Origin of the sequence: Leptolyngbya sp. Heron Island J, assembly GCF_000482245.1 — a bacterium.
Taxonomy (GTDB): Bacteria; Cyanobacteriota; Cyanobacteriia; order Phormidesmidales; family Phormidesmidaceae; genus Leptothoe.
Genome location: NZ_AWNH01000117.1, coordinates 87,004 through 102,609 on the forward strand (window position 1 = coordinate 87,004; position 15,606 = coordinate 102,609).

Consider the following 15,606-nt stretch of genomic DNA (forward strand, 5'->3'; position numbering starts at 1 on the left):
GATTGAATCCGCATTCTTAAGCGCAAAAACCCTCATAGATTCGAAAACAGGACGCACTTTGATGGGTTGCAAAGCACAGGTTAGCAATGTTTTCAACAAAATGCATCGAGTGCATTTAATTTTTATTCTGTAAAAGAAAGCCTGAAATGTCAAATTGTCATCGAAAAAGCTATTGATAAGCTGCATCTATCGAATGAACAGAATGAAGAATAATACTTAAAGTCGCCAGGAAACAGCCTTTATGGCATCATATTTGTCAGTTTTGCCGTTCCTGATTTAGAGGATGAATCAATCTGCTAGAAACACCCTAGATCATCATCTTGCAGATGAACTCATAGTTCGGAGCAGCAATATCTCTGTTTTATCCTTGACTCAATTGACCCCATAGAGAGAACCGTATACTCAGGAGATTTATTAAAGATGAACCGTACTACATCACTCTTCAGCGTGATCCTAACTGCAGCTATGGGCACTACCATGGCTGCTGCCTCCCAGGCGACAGCCATGGAAAAACAAAATTCAGTCCCTGACAACGCTTGCATTGCAACGACCCCAGCCGAACAAATAGCACTCAATGCGGCTAAAAATGAAGCCCGGCAAATGGCAGAGGCTACTAATGGCGGGTTAAATGTTTATCGGGCCGAACCTGCTATGCATGGTGCGTCTGTTCAATCGCCCTGTGAAATGTTGGAGGCAGAGACATGGCGCTTTACAATCCGTGGGGGAGAGCCAACAGCGGTTGTTCTATCCGAGGAATATACCACTTTGAGTATTGTCACAGTGGAAGAGAGCGGTCGCGATCGCAGCGTCACTCTAGAGTACAATGGCCCCATTGACGAATACAATCAATAGCTTTAACTCCAACGGTAGTGATAGTTGCCTGTTTCAGCAATCACATCACTACCGCTGAATAAAGTCATAGTACGTCTTAATCTGAACCTGCAATCTTGATAGATAGCCGTCTCTACAGCAAAAAGTTATCTACATCACATCGGTTGGTCGCAGTTAATCATCCATGGAATCCCAAACTGATCCACTAACATACCAAATTTGGCTGCCCAAAAAGTCTCTTGAATAGGCATGGTTACTGTCCCATTCTCCGCCAGGGCTTTAAATGCACGTTCTGCCTCTACCGGATCTTTAATACCGACCATGAGAGACGTTCCTTTAGCCGCTTCATACTTATCTGGCATGCAGTCAGAGCCCATGACAACAAACTCTCCCAGCCTAAACTCACCATGCATTACCTTACTAGCCCATGCTGCAGGCACCTCTGCCTCCATTGGCGAACCCTGGTAAGGCATGATGGCTTCAATCTTGCCTCCTAGACATTGTTCATAAAACTTGAATGCAGCCTCACAACATCCATCAAACGAGAGATAGGGACTTAATTGCATAGCGATCTCCTTAAGCAGGCTTAAAAACAACAAATTGCAATCGGCAAAATCTGAAGTGATTTAAAGTTGAGCGCTTAACGATCACCAATATAGTTCAATTGTACTAAAAACTCCAGATTTCTTAATCAAAGAAATTTATCTTAAGAAATGCCGCGTGGCTGTGAGCCTGTCTGCCGAGTGCTGCATCAAGGCTGGATCAGCTTAGATAGCCCTGGATCTATTTCTAGCAATGTTTTTGCCACTGGCGACTTTGGATCAATCAAGGTAAAGTCCTCAAACTCAAACCCTGGGGCAACAGAGCAGCCCACCAACACACGATCTTTGATTGGCACCGCTGCCTGCCAATAGCCCGCCGGGATCACATGACAGAAGTTCATCGACTTTACCGAGAGTTCAATCGCCTTAATACCAGAAGAACGACCATCCCATTGATAAAGATATAGTCCTTCCCCCTGATAGAGATTCCAGACCTCGTCATTGCTGACACGATGAAAGCGGCTAACCTCATGGGGTTCCAACGAAAAATAAATGTGAGTCAGCGCAGTTCTTGTCTTATCAGCCGTCGCCACTGTGTTTGCAGAGCGATAGACTTCAAGATAACGTCCACCCTCAGGATGTTCTAAGAGATCGGTATATTTCATAGGATAAACCAGGAGATCAGACACTCCCATCATGGTCCAATACGTCAGGCATGGCATCATGCACCACACGATCGGTTACAGTTCATTATCCAAGTATTGTTGAAGATAGCTTAGAATCAGTAGCTTAGTTTCAACAACAAGTTCCTGACGAAAGTCCTGATCTCCACTAAGCGAAAGCCATAACAGTTCAGTTACTGTTTTGGTAATGATCATTGCCATGCGCTCACATTTTGTCATTGCTAACGTCGGCTGACGGGCATGGAAAAACCGCGCGAGTTCATCAATGACTTGATATTCAAAGTCATCGATTTTCTCAATGGCAGACCATGTAATGGTGTCTAAAAGTTGTTCAAAAATCGCGCGTGACCCTGGATAGTCTGTGTAAAATTGGTCAAACACATCAATCATTTGATCCACATAGCTGCGTAACGGCAGAGTGACTGCGTCCGGAGTATGCAGATCAAGAAATCTCTGATATTGCGTCTGCATATAGCGAATAGCCAGGGCTTTGAGAATCGCTTCTTTATCGGGAAAAAATTGATAAAGCGACCCGACCGACACTCCCGCTCGCGCCGCGATCGCACGGGTTGTGGTTGAGTCATACCCAACCTCCACAAATAGCTGCTCTGCCCCATCCAGAATTTGCTTGACTCGCTCCTGACTGCGAGCTTGCTTAGGCTGCCGCCGCATCTGATTGAGCTTGGATGAGCTAGAGGAGTTCGGTTGAGACATCGACTTTTGCCATGGCTGCTTGACGAATGGATCGGGGAATGGGGCACATACCTATGCAAGATGAAATCATAGCTCGGCTCAGCAACGATCTTTTTTACTGGGTTGACAAAACATGAACATCGTTCGTATTTTTGAAATGTGAGCAGTGTTCATATTTTACCATTTCTCGGTAGGAACTTTCCTTATGCGAACCATTTCTCGACGTTTAATGATGTCCTTGCTGGCAGCCCTCCCTTGTCTGGGCAGAAAGCGTAACCCCGTCGTGGCACCAGATCAAACAGATCAAACCCACTACGACACCATCGTCATTGGTGCGGGGGCTGCAGGATTAGCAGCGGCCCGCACACTGCAGGACGCCAACCACTCTGTCCTCCTGCTTGAGGCTCGCGATCGCATCGGTGGCAGAGTCAACACAAACTATGATTTTGCAGCTCATCCCGTTGAAAGCGGCGCAGAATACCTCCCCGGTGAAAACATCATTACCTGGGACTGGGTTCGTCGTTATCGACTAGCCACACTCCCCGTATTTGCCAGATATCGGCACCAGTTTATGTATGTCAACCAAGAGCTACTCCCCTTTAGACGCTGGTCAACAATTCCTGGAATGGAAATCCTTGAGCTGATGGACGACTCGCCAATTGACGAGTTGATAGCCGCCTGGATCGATGCGGGCAAACCTGACATCAGTCTGGCGCAGTTTCTCTCGCTTCACAAAGTCGAGCTGTCTGCGGATGTGCGTCGCATCGTGGATCACTTTCTCAGCGGTAGCTATGCCGCGAACCTTGAGCAGCTAGGGGTATATGGGTTAGTGGAGTTGACCTATGCAGGCGATGGCGATCGTTATTTTCGGATTAGCAAGGGCTACTCCCATCTCTTGGAGCAATTTGCCGACGGGTTACACATTCGGTACGCAACGCCGGTTACACGAATTCAGTGGAGTTCCTCAGGAATACAGATTCACACAGAAACCGACACCATCTACACCGCACAACAGATCGTCATTACCCTGCCACTGGCCCTGCTGCAAGAAAATGCAGTAGAGTTTGCCCCCAAGCTGCCCGAGGATAAGCTCAACGCCATTCAGGGTCTCGGGACAGGTCATATTACAAAACTAATGCTCAAATTTGATCAGCCCTTCTGGTCTAAAGACTTAGAATCTTGCCTGACCACCCTGGATACTCAACTGTGGTGGCGGCCTGGTTGGAAACGCCACAATGAGACACCTGTCTTAACAGCATTCACCGGCGCAACCGGAGCCGACCAGCTCGGGTCGCTTGGGCGAGAAGGCGCTATTCAAGCAGGATTACAGGATTTAGAACAGATGTTTGAGATGCCATTGGCAGATCGATTAATTGATGCGCTTTTTGTTGACTGGCAGGCAGATCCCTATGCGCGGATGGCGTATTCCTATGTTCCGGTAAATGGTGTGGGTTTGCGATCGCAACTTGCTCAACCAGTTGATCAGGTGCTCTTCTTTGCTGGAGAAGCCACTCATCCCACCCGAGCAGCCACCGTTCATGGGGCCTTAGAAAGTGGTATGCGGGCAGCTCACGAAATTCTCTCCTTCAGCACCAGTCGCGCTGCTAGGGGATTGCACAAAAATCAAGTCCCAGGTTGAGGCTGTAGATGGGTGGATGAGTGATGGGGTAACGGAGAAAATTTAAGCGAGGGAGCCTTAGCGAACTTGTTAGAGGAGCATCAACACACCTGAGGAGGGATTAATTACAACTGCATAGATTTTCTGGCTTCCGCGTTTTTAAACTCGACCTAGTTTCGAGCTTTTGTCACAATATTTGGTAAAACAACCCGCCGTTTATACATAGAAGAGTAATTAAGCCATGAATCGAAAACTGATCCTCGATATTGTCATGGGATCTGTCATTCCCATTCTCATCTTGAACAATTTGAATGAGCAATTAGGAACAGGCACCACCTACGTTGTCGCTGCCCTGGTTCCTGTAGCCTGGATCTTTGTTGATTTATGTTTTATCACTAAACGATTTAATTTTATTACCAGCTATATCGGGACTTTTGCGATTATGCGTGGTCTATTAGCCTTTTGGTTTGTTGATGGTGTTCAGTTTGCCTTGAAGGATAGCATGGGTTCTATCTTTACGGTTCTAGTGTTTGGGGGCTCAATCATTATTCACAAACCAATCATATACTATTTTCTTATGCAAGGTATGAATCCAGAATCATCGCAGCAGGAACAAGCATTAAAAGCATTACTCAAAGAGCCAAGAGTCTATCGAACACTGGTCAAGGGCACTAAACTTTTGGTGATTGTCGAGGTACTGATCGGTGTCGCGAACTTCCTCTTTAATCTCCAGATTGTGGTAGCTGATTTTGGGACAGTTATGTTTAACCAACAAGTCGCCCAGGTTAATGCTATCACCCGCATCGTACTGACAATACCTGAGTTTACAGGAGTCGGAGTTGCCGCGATGTCTATTCGCCGAGCGATGTTTTACCATCTGCCTAAAGAAAATAATAAAGACCATGATGAAAGTGATTTCTGGGATCTCTTAAAACTACGTGAGTCTCAGAAGGCAGCTGAACTTATCAGCCCTCCAACTAAGGACAGTGAAGAAATACAATGACATAATGTCCCACCATCATACCTGGCAGGCAACAGTTTGCTACAGCCCTCCCACCGTCACCAGATATAGCGCAGCCTCCTGGTTGCCATCCACGTTAATCAGCTGATTTAGAGGCGTATCTAAAAAGGCTCCAACACAACAGACGCCTAACCCCAACGCCGTAGCCGCCAGATAAAGGTTCTGTCCCAGATGTCCGGCTTCCATCAAGACATAGCGATAGGCGCGTTCGTGGTACTTCCAGCGCGTTCGCTGAAATATACCTGACACAACAAAACAGACATTCGCCTCGCCTAAAAACTCCTGGTTTAATCCGGCGTTAATCAGAGGCTGTCGAAAATCACCTGACTGTAAGAGTTCCAGCTGATGGTCTTGAATGGCATGGTGGTAGATGCCAGGTTCTAACCCTTCGACGCGATGCACAATCGAGTAGATCTCTAAGGGATAGAGCGCTCCTGATGACGGTACTGCCCGAAACTCTCGTGCTTCTGCAGTAATGCCGTGGGCTAAATGCAACAGCTGGGAAAGGTGCGCCAGGGGTAAAACATGACGGGTATTGTAGGTACGACGCGATCGCCGCTGGGTGACGACGGTGATCAAATCGGTGGTCAGTGTTGATGCGATCGGAGAGGTAGTTTCAGCTGTAGTGTTTGTAGAATTGGCCGAGATGGCAGTGGGGGAGGGCAATTCTATGGTCGGCACATCGGGATAGGTTTTGTAACGGGGCGGTTGTTGTCCCCAATTGAGCAGAGTGCTCAGGGCTTCCCCATAGCCGGGTTCACTCCAGCGATGATAGCGCATTCCTAGGTCTGCCCCAGTTGGTTCGGCGGTTTCACTGGGTGTCAGCAGCCGATCAAAGCCAATGCCTGTTGCGATCGCCAGCACCACCAATAACAAATAGCGCCGTCGAAAAGGTTTACCTGGTTCGGCTAACGATTTACCTGGTTCGGCTGCCGCTGCCGGAGGAGATGTTGCCGGAGACCTTCCACGAAAACGATGCTGGGCAAAGGCTTTGACCCTGACCCAAGTTTGCATTAAATGGAGCACCGCCAGAGACATCCAAAGATATCCCACCTGACTATGAAACCCGAAGTGGTGCAGCCCCATGGTGTCAGCAATCACCCCTGTCAGGAAAACGTAAATACTACTGACCACCAGCAATGTGATGACAATGTAATCAAGATCGCGCCTTTGCATCGCCAACTCCTGCTCACTTGAGTAGTTCTGTACCCTCCTTTATCAGGGTAGCTAACTCAGCAAGGGCTCAACGCTGATTGACAATAGCGAATGATCCAGCTGGCCAGTACCTGTTGTCAATACTGCACTAGCTTGCGATCGCGCCGTGCAGGCTATGGCATCAGAGGCCCTATTTGTTATGGCTTCACAATGCAATCCACCTCGGTTTCCACCAACCATGCTTCATTGATAAAGCCCACGACCTCTACAAAAGTACAGGCTGGTCCAATATTTGCAAAAATCTCTCCATGAGCTTTAGCAGCTTCTTGCCATAAAGAGATATCTTTTAACATGATGCGAGTACGTATGACATTATCAATGGAGCCGTCTAAAGCCTCGATGGCTTCCTTGGATATTTCAAGACATCGTTTAGCCTGTAGATAAACATCATTGACATGTACTGTTTTACCTTCATGATCTAACGGTGCGGTGCCAGACACTGCAATCCACTCTCCAATTCTTCGAGCCCTTGAGAAGCCAATGATCTCCTCTAAGGGAGAACCTGAGGATACTGTATTTTCCATGTTTTCTTCTAGAGATGTAACGCCACCAATTAACTATCGCTAGAAATCTCTATTTTTGCATCTCTATGTCGGGCACTCATGTATTTGGTCACTGCATAAAAGCCCTAGAAGCAACCTCCTCCTGGCTACACGGGTCCATCAAGCCTGCATAGCCCGATTTCAGGGACATGACGCTATTCAGTTTTCTTGACTGATGCTGCCATTGATGAAACAGCACCGCCCACACCTCCGCCAACCCCGGCAGCAACGGCAGCATTGGGGGCATCTTTATCAATAACATTGAGGACCAGAATACAGACGACGACCCCACCAACAGCGCCAAGAACTGCGTTAAGTAAAATTTTCTTGGGATTCATTTTCGATTCCTCTTAAGGTCTGCTTTTGAAACACATCACGTTGCTCATCACTCGCCGCTACAAAAATTCACCCTATAACCGAGAGATTCTCAGCCTGTGAGTTCATGAGCATTATTAAGCTGAGTTAAGGATGGACATCCAAAAACAATAAACACTTCTCTAATATTGCCCTCTCACTGATTAGAGAATTTAAACCAGCCTTGTCTTCTCATCTTCTAACTCTGAAACAAAAAGATGAGGTTCTTATGAGGGTATCAAGACGAACTGACGACCACGATCATTACATCTATAGTTGTGCTTGCCGTTATGAAGCATAGGGAGATCACGGGGGTAACGTTCCACCATCCCATTGATGGTGAGGATCTGGATAAAATGTCACTCCACCCCCTTCACTACCGCCACAACGAATAGCAATTATCCATCCACCAGGCACTTTTGCCCGCCATACGCCCAGTCCTCCGAGTGGTTGGCCTTTACAGTACAACTTTTCCCAAGTAAATTCTGCCATGTGATTTCTGAGATAATAGGAAACAACTCGCTGATTGAGCAGGCTGCATAACGGCAAAAGTGAGCGGAGACAAGTACCCTGAGACAAAGCAGAAAAGATCTATACATCCGATCCACTGCGATGTTGGCCATTTGCTTTAATCCTTCATAGCACGTGACATGGCCCTGCGGAAAGTGGACGCCAAACGAAAGCGAGAAAAGCACCTTTTGTGGGATGCCCTCGTGAACAAATCCGATAACATTTTCAAATCCAAATGTCCTGTAGTATTAATGCAATATGATGTCAGGGAATAGGCTATGTTCAGTGCGATTGAAAATCGTTCTATTTTGGTCTAAAGAAATCCATGACGGCCAAAAATGCGCCACCCACAATTAATAGACAAGCCAGCCAGACTGACCAAGTCGCTTCAGCTAGTCCACAGATGATTAAAAGAAGTGTCGATAACAATGGTGCTGTATAAGACAGCGCCCCCAATACTTTGATATCGCCATGTTTAACACCGTAGTCCCAGGTGAAAAAAGCCAGGCCGACAGGACCTAATCCCAAACACAAAATTGCGATCCACTGCCAGCCCATGGGTAAGACAGTTGGTTCAAATGCAACGTGACAGAGCCAGGCCAAAATTGCTGTTGCCCCGCAAAACCCTCCCACAGCATTGGTGGGAATATGGCCAAACCGTCGGGACAGGAGGGAATAGCTCGACCAGGTCAATGCACATACAATCGCTGATCCATAGCCAGTCTTATAGCGCGGATCAAAGCTTAAGGATTGGCCTTTGGTAATCAGCAAACCTGCACCGATGAAACCTGCGATCGCACCCCCTACATGAAACCACCTTAGCCGCTCTCCGGGTAACAGCGCTGAAAAGAAGACAATCAACAACGGCCACAAATAAGCAATCAAACTCGCTTCAACAGCCGGTGCGTTTTGCAATGCCATAAAGTAGAAAAAGTGATAGCCAAACAACCCCGTGATACCCAGCGTCCAGACCGCTTTGGGCAGTTTTAGATGCACCAGTGGATTGCCCCCATCCCTTACCCAGGTGGCAATCCCAATAAAAAAGGCAACCGTAAATGACATCGCCGTCAGTTGAAACGGTGGGATAGGCCCACTGAGTTTAGTTAATAGGGCCAGCGCGGCCCACATCAAAATAGCCGTAAACCCAATCATGGTAGATCTCTGCTGACGTATGGCTGATTGCACAACAACTCTGCTTCGCTAATGTCGACGCTGTCCATCATAGAAGCGTCGTCGATAGCTAAGTTAGCCAGATTTCAGGAATAAGTTCGCCGGATTTTGGATCTTGTGCGATAAACCTTAGGAGAAATCCCTTCTCGTTGTCGCAACAGCCGCGAGAGGGAGGATGCCTGCCCAAAGCCCACCCGCTGAGCAATTTGATAAATCGGCAAATCAGTATGCTGCAACAGATCCTTCGCTTGTTTCAAGCGTAGGTCTTGAATATATGCCTTAGGAGATTTCCCCGTTTTCCCCTGAAACCATTCACTGTAATAGGAGAAGCTATATCCCTCGATCTGCGCCAATTGAGCCACGGACAGAGGGCGGTGATACTGTTGGTGGATATAACGTAGCGAAGGGGAGCTAGAGGATTGAGCTAATAAGCTGCTGCTGTAATGCACCAGGTGCAAGAGCGATGCAGCTGAAGATGCATTCTCTCCTGCATCCCCTTGCTCATCAATTTCAGCTAACAAGAGTAAGCGGAGAGCATGCCATCGCTCTTCAAAATCAGCTCGAATACCATGGGATATTTCATTTCTGGTTAGATTAGCCACCAGATGAGCAGGAATATCGAGAATTAAAAACTCATTTGCATCCTGACCATAGAAATAGTGTGAACATCCGGGGGGGACAAAAAAGACAGATGACGCATCCAGCTTAAATTGATGCACCTGGGTTTCGATAAAGAGGCTACCCGTAAGTGGCACAATTAACTGGGCAAAAGGATGATCATGGGTACAGCCCTTAGCAGCATAGGTTCGCTTTTCACCAATAATTGTCTGCAGCATGATCATCACCTGAGGAAATCCATAGGGCAATAATATCTCACTCAGGAATTAGCAGCCAAATAAAACACCAGCATGAAAGTATGGTGTAGGATACCTTTCCTTGACGTTGGCGAAGTCTGCTTATCTCTTCACTTTATGGACTCTGTCTATTTTCCGCTAGCTGTCTGAGGCTGCGGGCGATGGACTCTAACGCTTTCATGATGCGCCAGATAACAACAACGAAAAAAATCACTGAAGCTATCAACAGAACAATATATGAAAGGTATAGAAGTGAGTATATGGCCATTTTTCAATCTCCAGTGGTTTATTTATTGAATGTCAGGGCGTTGCTGATCCGAACTATGATTTTGTCTTGAACATATCACTGTACAGGGTTTCTCGTCGATCGGTTCATCCTCGAAATCAGCAACGACAATTTAAGCACGTTGTTAGTTGGGCTAGCGTCTGGGGTCTACACTCAGGCGTTTAATCATGATAACGATGAAGACAACAGCCCCCTGACTCAGGAATCTCATCGCTATAGACCATTCATCTTGCCAACGCTCAATGTCACAGCCACTGACCAAAAACCTGGGATTATCCAACCAGGCAGGATGCTTTCTCTACAATGCTGAGAGCAACCGCTTCAGCGACTTTAATGCCATCAACACCTGCTGAGAGAATCCCGCCCGCATAGCCAGCACCCTCACCAGCGGGGTAGAGTCCTTGCGTATTCAGACTTTGAAAATCTTCTCCTCGTTTTATGCGAATCGGTGATGATGTCCGTGTTTCGACGCCTGTAAGAACAGCATCATGCATGACAAACCCTTGGATCTTTTGATCAAAAATGGGAAGGGCTTCACGTATTGCCGCAATGGCATAGTCTGGCAGACTAGAACTGAGATCGCAGAGATGCACCCCCGGTCGATACGTAGGTTTGACACTGCCTAACTGTGTAGAGGGGTTACCCGCTAGAAAATCACCGACTAGCTGTCCTGGGGCTTCGTAGGTGCTGCCGCCCAACTCAAAGGCACGAGATTCTAACTCTCGTTGTAAGGCGATACCCGCCAGGGGACTCCCAGGATAATCTTCTTCAGGCGAAATGCCGACAACTATACCGCTGTTGGCATTTTTACCGCTGCGTTCGTACTGGCTCATACCATTGGTCACCACTCGCCCCGTTTCTGATGTGGCTGCAACCACCTGCCCCCCTGGACACATGCAAAAGCTATAGACTGAGCGACCATTGCTGCAGTGATGGACCAACTTATAATCAGCTGCACCCAAAATAGGATGTCCGGCCTGCTCGCCAAAGCGCGCTTGATCAATCAGGGGTTGGGGATGCTCTATACGAAACCCAATGGAAAATGGCTTCGGTTCGATATACACGCCGCGCCGATGCAGCATTTCAAAGGTATCGCGAGCACTATGCCCCACAGCTAGCACCACATGGTCGGTGCGAATATGGTCACCATTGGCGAGAATTACTCCCCGCACTTGCCCGGCTTCAATCTCAATATCGTCAACGCGGGCTTCAAATCGCACGTCTCCGCCTAGCGAGAGAATGGTATTGCGCAGATTCTCAACAATTTTGACGAGGCGATAGGTGCCGATATGGGGCTTGTTGATGTAGAGAATTTCTGGCACTGCTCCGGCATTGACCAATTCTTGCAGAACCTTACGGCCATGGTGATTGGTGTCTTTAATCCGGCTGTAGAGCTTGCCGTCGGAAAATGTACCGGCTCCACCTTCACCAAATTGGACATTGGACTCGGGTTTAAACTTACGCTTACTCCAAAAGCCAAAGGTATCTACAGAACGCTCATGCACCGCCTTGCCGCGCTCCAGAATAATAGGCTTAAATCCCATTTGAGCCAGCAACAACCCGGCAAACATGCCGCAGGGGCCATTGCCGATAACAACAGGTCGGTGTTCTAACACCTTAGGGGCGGCAGCGACGTAGTGATAGCTGGTATCCGGTGTCGGTCTGATATGGGGGTCTTTCTTAAAACGGCTCAGCAGCTGCTTTTGCTTGGGTGTTTCGATATCAACGATATACACCAGCTGAATTTCGCCCCGCTTACGGGCGTCGTAGCTGCGCTTAAAGACGCTGTAGCTGATTTGATCAGCAGTCTTCAGACGCAATTTTTTTAGGATAGCGGCCTGCAGATCTTCGTCTGTATGGTCGAGGGGCAGCTTGATCTCGGAAAGGCGCAGCATGGAAAAACGGAGCGTGGGTCACTGCTTATTTTGCCACGGTTGTCTGGGGATGGCGTTATGTAGCGATCGCAACCCATGACCAGGATCACAAAAGAGGCTTGGGAATTACGATTGGCGGTTTGTATCAAATTTAACCAAATCGTTCACACACTTATAAGGAGCCAAGACTAATGGCTTACTACAGACACCAGCTGCCCCAACCAACTGACAAGATTTTTATTACCGATGGCGGTCTTGAAACCGTATTGTTATTCCAACAGGGTTGGGATTTGCCAGACTTTGCCGCCTTTACCCTACTGGACCGGCCCTTGGGGACTGAAGCCCTAGAAAGCTATTTCAGCACCTATGGCAAACTGGCCCGATCCTATGGCATGGGATTGGTGTTAGAAAGCCCTACCTGGCGGGCAAATGCTGACTGGGGCAAGCGTCAGGGCTATGGTGCGGCGGAGCTAGCAGATATAAATCGGCGTGCGATCGCACTGCTCGAAACTATCCGTACAGATTACAGCTCCACCCATAGCCCTATCGTTCTTAGCGGCTGCATTGGTCCCCGTGGCGATGGCTACAGCCCTGACATGATGATGAGCGCTGCAGAGGCTGAGCAATACCATCAGGACCAGATTGATAGCTTTCGCGATACCACCGCCGACCTAGTCTCAGCCATGACCATCACCTATCCTGAGGAAGCAATTGGTATCGTTCGTGCAGCCCAAAATGCCCAGATGCCAGTGGTCATATCATTTACCGTCGAAACCGACGGTCGCTTACCCAACGGCCTATCCCTCAAAGAGGCGATCCACAGGGTCGATGCCGCCACCAATAGCGCCTCAGCCTACTATATGATTAACTGCGCTCACCCCATACACTTTGATCGGTCAATTATCAATCAAGGCAACTGGGTAGAAAGGATTCGTGGGCTTCGAGCCAATGCTTCGATGATGAGCCATGCTGAGTTAGACGAGTCTGAAACTTTAGATGAAGGCAATCCTCGGGACTTAGGCGAACGCTTCTACCGCCTTAAACAGCAGCTGCCTCACCTGACCATTCTCGGTGGCTGCTGTGGTACCAATCACCGCCATATTGAGGCTATCTGCAAAGCCTGCAGCTTTGTCTCAGTTAGATAGGGCTGGCGCACGGGGTAAACGTGGTAGACCATGAGGAAGTATCCATGTTTACCCGTCCCGCGCTGTGTTCACGAAGACATTCAAATCCTTATCTCAAGACCAAGATCGCTGGCTAGACATTTGCTGTCTGTTTGGTCTCGGGATTGGGATTTTGCTGCGGCTGAGCCAATATCTCAGTAATCGTTCCCTCTGGTTTGATGAAGTGGCCCTCGGCCTCAATCTGTTGGATCGTGGTTACTTCGAATTGCTGGATGCCCTGGATTATAACCAGGCTGCACCGCCGCTGTTTCTTTGGATTGAGAAACTGGCCCTTGAAACCTGGGGAAGCCATGAATATGCGCTGCGGTTATTTCCCTTGTTAGGGGGGCTGTTGTCGCTAGGGTTGTTCTATCAGGTAACTCGACAGTTTGCCTCGGGATGGAGCCGACCCATTGCTATTTTGCTGTTCTCAGTGCAAGGTTATATTGCTTATTTTGCCAGCGAAACTAAACCCTATAGCTGGGATGTTGCGATCTCATTGTTACTCTTCACAGCATTAACCTCAATCAATACACTCAAACCGAGCCATAAACAGCTGTTCATTGCAGGTATTCTCAGCATATTCAGCATTTGGCTATCCTTTCCTAGTATTTTTATCTTAGCTAGCGTCGAGGCCGTTAACCTACTCAAGCTACAGCCCTGGAAAACATCCTGGCAATCTCTACAGACCTTTTTAAGACGACGTATCCCACTTTACAGCGCCTGGCTCATCAGCTTTGGCGGTCTATACTTTGGCATCATTCGCAAAACACTATCAGACACCGGCTTAGCTGACAGCTGGGCCGGTCGTTACCCTGACAACTTCTGGGATATAGGCTGGTTATTAGACTCTTTCGGTCGCTTCTTTTACCGCCCTTTAGGCTTTCCTGGCCCCGCCGATGGTGTTGCCATAGTCGCCTTTATCACCGGCTGTATTTTGTTGTACCGCACAGCTAAGCTCCGGCTGCTCTATCTCAGCAGTCCATTGATTATTTCTCTATTGGCAGCTTTTCTCCACAAATACCCATTTCGAGAACGACTCATATTATTTTTGACTCCCTTTGCACTTATTTTGTTAGCAGAAGGAATTGTTTTTTGGTTAGAGCGCTGGCGAAAACAGCCCAGAATGCTGAGCTTGATCAGTATTCTCATGGCCACAACTCTAATATTGATGCCATTATGGCGAGGTCTGCACGGTACGATAGTTCCTACAAGTTCACATTTCGATCACGTGAGACCAACGATTGAATATATCGATACTCACTGGCAATCAGGGGATAAGCTCTACGTTTTGCCGGGGGCACAGCTGCAGTTTGAATTTTACAACCGCCGCATTGAGCTTCCTAAGTCCGAGATTATCCTCAGCCAGCTGCAAAATATTGGCATTTGGAAAGTGTCCGATGATGACTTAGAAAAGCATTATCAGGAATTAGACAGACTGAAAACAACAGAACTACAGAACCAGGATAGAGTCTGGGTTCTATTAGCCAGAAAACAGCCTCAATCTGAGGAGGCCATCGTAGAACAGCTCAACCGTCTAGGCACAATGAAGGAGCGGAAACAATATCCAGGTGCTATGGTAGGACTGTACGATTTCTCATCGTAGAGATAAAAACAGTTAAGCCATGGTCAAGCCAGTCACAACGCTATGCCTCACCACGGTAAATTCTCCCATCGGTGATATTTTGTTAGTCACAGACAACAACGCGCTTGTTTCGCTTGACTATCAAGGTTATGAGCACAGAATGATGCGACTGCTAACAAAACGCTATGGTGCTTTTGAGCTCATTGAAAACTGCCGTGATGGACAAAACTGTTCTCCTCTGGAAGCCACACTACGCGGCCATATCCATGCATATCTAGAGGGTGATCTCACCGCCATCGACCACATTCCTGTCAACCCCGGCGGCACTAAATTTCAGTCTACGGTCTGGCATGCCCTACGCACCATTCCTGTTGGTACGGCGATTTCTTATGGTGAACTCGCCCGTCAGCTGGGCAACCCCGCCGCAGTTAGAGCAGTTGGTACCACCAATGGCCTCAATCCTATCTCAATTGTGTTGCCCTGCCACCGAGTGATCGGCGCTAATGGTAGCCTCACTGGCTACGCAGGCGGTCTAGAACGCAAACACTGGTTGCTACACCATGAGGGTGTTGACCTGGCAACATTCAAACAAAAATCAAGCCCAGGTCAACAACTTTCTCTACTGGATAACTGAGGAGCTGACAGCTCAACAAAATATCAGCGTG

General features: G+C 48.0%; 16 protein-coding genes. 6 read left to right on the top strand and 10 right to left on the bottom strand.

What is annotated here, in order from left to right; genetic code table 11:
- Window positions 1–465: 465 nt before the first annotated feature.
- The gene (locus N836_RS0139975; protein ID WP_023077085.1) at window positions 466–852 is read left to right on the top strand and encodes a hypothetical protein; all 387 of its coding nucleotides are present in this window, start codon (window positions 466–468) and stop codon (window positions 850–852) included.
- 134 nt (window positions 853–986) lie between these two features.
- Here N836_RS0139975 and N836_RS72245 read toward each other — a convergent pair whose 3' ends face one another.
- From N836_RS72245 to N836_RS72255, 3 genes are all read right to left on the bottom strand, one after another.
- Window positions 987–1,397 carry a VOC family protein gene (locus N836_RS72245; RefSeq protein WP_023077086.1) on the bottom strand — a complete coding sequence of 137 codons (411 nt, stop codon included), beginning with the start codon at window positions 1,395–1,397 and terminating at the stop codon, window positions 987–989.
- Window positions 1,398–1,582: 185 nt separating this feature from the next.
- A complete protein-coding gene (locus N836_RS72250; protein WP_031294818.1) occupies window positions 1,583–2,038 on the bottom strand; it encodes a cupin domain-containing protein in 456 nt (151 codons plus the stop codon).
- 75 nt (window positions 2,039–2,113) lie between these two features.
- Complete coding sequence (locus N836_RS72255) at window positions 2,114–2,770, bottom strand: TetR/AcrR family transcriptional regulator (protein ID WP_023077088.1); 657 nt, start codon at window positions 2,768–2,770, stop codon at window positions 2,114–2,116.
- Between the two features lie 184 nt (window positions 2,771–2,954).
- Between N836_RS72255 and N836_RS72260 the strand changes: the two genes are divergently transcribed.
- Together N836_RS72260 and N836_RS72265 are read left to right on the top strand one after the other, a co-directional pair.
- Window positions 2,955–4,388, top strand: coding sequence for a flavin monoamine oxidase family protein (locus tag N836_RS72260; RefSeq protein WP_023077089.1), 1,434 nt, complete (start codon window positions 2,955–2,957; stop codon window positions 4,386–4,388).
- 220 nt (window positions 4,389–4,608) lie between these two features.
- Window positions 4,609–5,370 (top strand): VC0807 family protein, encoded by a 762-nt coding sequence (locus N836_RS72265; RefSeq protein ID WP_023077090.1) that lies wholly within the window; start codon window positions 4,609–4,611, stop codon window positions 5,368–5,370.
- Window positions 5,371–5,409: 39 nt separating this feature from the next.
- Here N836_RS72265 and N836_RS72270 read toward each other — a convergent pair whose 3' ends face one another.
- The 7 genes from N836_RS72270 to N836_RS72295 all read right to left on the bottom strand — a co-directional run bounded on the left by N836_RS72270 (window position 5,410) and on the right by N836_RS72295 (window position 12,214).
- Window positions 5,410–6,564, bottom strand: a complete 1,155-nt coding sequence (locus N836_RS72270; RefSeq protein ID WP_023077091.1) for a SagB/ThcOx family dehydrogenase — start codon at window positions 6,562–6,564, stop codon at window positions 5,410–5,412.
- A 176-nt stretch (window positions 6,565–6,740) separates the two neighbouring features.
- A complete protein-coding gene (locus tag N836_RS72275) occupies window positions 6,741–7,127 on the bottom strand; it encodes a RidA family protein (RefSeq protein WP_023077092.1) in 387 nt (128 codons plus the stop codon).
- 173 nt (window positions 7,128–7,300) lie between these two features.
- A complete protein-coding gene (locus N836_RS72280) occupies window positions 7,301–7,483 on the bottom strand; it encodes a hypothetical protein (protein WP_023077093.1) in 183 nt (60 codons plus the stop codon).
- 322 nt (window positions 7,484–7,805) lie between these two features.
- On the bottom strand, window positions 7,806–7,991 hold the full coding sequence (locus N836_RS75085; protein WP_071789104.1) for a hypothetical protein: 186 nt from the start codon (window positions 7,989–7,991) through the stop codon (window positions 7,806–7,808).
- A gap of 321 nt (window positions 7,992–8,312) precedes the next feature.
- A complete protein-coding gene (yddG, locus tag N836_RS72285; RefSeq protein WP_200867486.1) occupies window positions 8,313–9,194 on the bottom strand; it encodes an aromatic amino acid exporter YddG in 882 nt (293 codons plus the stop codon).
- A gap of 71 nt (window positions 9,195–9,265) precedes the next feature.
- Window positions 9,266–10,015 (bottom strand): AraC family transcriptional regulator, encoded by a 750-nt coding sequence (locus N836_RS72290; RefSeq protein WP_161635068.1) that lies wholly within the window; start codon window positions 10,013–10,015, stop codon window positions 9,266–9,268.
- Between the two features lie 576 nt (window positions 10,016–10,591).
- A complete protein-coding gene (locus tag N836_RS72295) occupies window positions 10,592–12,214 on the bottom strand; it encodes an NAD(P)/FAD-dependent oxidoreductase (protein ID WP_023077096.1) in 1,623 nt (540 codons plus the stop codon).
- 170 nt (window positions 12,215–12,384) lie between these two features.
- Between N836_RS72295 and N836_RS72300 the strand changes: the two genes are divergently transcribed.
- From N836_RS72300 to N836_RS72310, 3 genes are all read left to right on the top strand, one after another.
- The gene (locus N836_RS72300) at window positions 12,385–13,338 is read left to right on the top strand and encodes a homocysteine S-methyltransferase family protein (protein ID WP_023077097.1); all 954 of its coding nucleotides are present in this window, start codon (window positions 12,385–12,387) and stop codon (window positions 13,336–13,338) included.
- A 64-nt stretch (window positions 13,339–13,402) separates the two neighbouring features.
- The gene (locus tag N836_RS72305) at window positions 13,403–14,962 is read left to right on the top strand and encodes a hypothetical protein (RefSeq protein ID WP_023077098.1); all 1,560 of its coding nucleotides are present in this window, start codon (window positions 13,403–13,405) and stop codon (window positions 14,960–14,962) included.
- Between the two features lie 19 nt (window positions 14,963–14,981).
- Window positions 14,982–15,575, top strand: a complete 594-nt coding sequence (locus N836_RS72310) for a methylated-DNA--[protein]-cysteine S-methyltransferase (RefSeq protein ID WP_023077099.1) — start codon at window positions 14,982–14,984, stop codon at window positions 15,573–15,575.
- Window positions 15,576–15,606: the final 31 nt, after the last annotated feature.

Excerpts from the sequence above, each read along its gene's own strand:
- N836_RS0139975 (WP_023077085.1), top strand. The coding sequence starts at position 466 with ATGGGCACTACCATGGCTGCTGCCTCCCAGGCGACAGCCATGGAAAAA.
- N836_RS72245 (WP_023077086.1), bottom strand. The coding sequence starts at position 1,397 with ATGCAATTAAGTCCCTATCTCTCGTTTGATGGATGTTGTGAGGCTGCA.
- N836_RS72250 (WP_031294818.1), bottom strand. The coding sequence starts at position 2,038 with ATGAAATATACCGATCTCTTAGAACATCCTGAGGGTGGACGTTATCTT.
- N836_RS72255 (WP_023077088.1), bottom strand. The coding sequence starts at position 2,770 with ATGTCTCAACCGAACTCCTCTAGCTCATCCAAGCTCAATCAGATGCGG.
- N836_RS72260 (WP_023077089.1), top strand. The coding sequence starts at position 2,955 with ATGCGAACCATTTCTCGACGTTTAATGATGTCCTTGCTGGCAGCCCTC.
- N836_RS72265 (WP_023077090.1), top strand. The coding sequence starts at position 4,609 with ATGAATCGAAAACTGATCCTCGATATTGTCATGGGATCTGTCATTCCC.
- N836_RS72270 (WP_023077091.1), bottom strand. The coding sequence starts at position 6,564 with ATGCAAAGGCGCGATCTTGATTACATTGTCATCACATTGCTGGTGGTC.
- N836_RS72275 (WP_023077092.1), bottom strand. The coding sequence starts at position 7,127 with ATGGAAAATACAGTATCCTCAGGTTCTCCCTTAGAGGAGATCATTGGC.
- N836_RS72280 (WP_023077093.1), bottom strand. The coding sequence starts at position 7,483 with ATGAATCCCAAGAAAATTTTACTTAACGCAGTTCTTGGCGCTGTTGGT.
- N836_RS75085 (WP_071789104.1), bottom strand. The coding sequence starts at position 7,991 with ATGGCAGAATTTACTTGGGAAAAGTTGTACTGTAAAGGCCAACCACTC.
- N836_RS72290 (WP_161635068.1), bottom strand. The coding sequence starts at position 10,015 with ATGCTGCAGACAATTATTGGTGAAAAGCGAACCTATGCTGCTAAGGGC.
- N836_RS72295 (WP_023077096.1), bottom strand. The coding sequence starts at position 12,214 with ATGCTGCGCCTTTCCGAGATCAAGCTGCCCCTCGACCATACAGACGAA.
- N836_RS72300 (WP_023077097.1), top strand. The coding sequence starts at position 12,385 with ATGGCTTACTACAGACACCAGCTGCCCCAACCAACTGACAAGATTTTT.
- N836_RS72310 (WP_023077099.1), top strand. The coding sequence starts at position 14,982 with ATGGTCAAGCCAGTCACAACGCTATGCCTCACCACGGTAAATTCTCCC.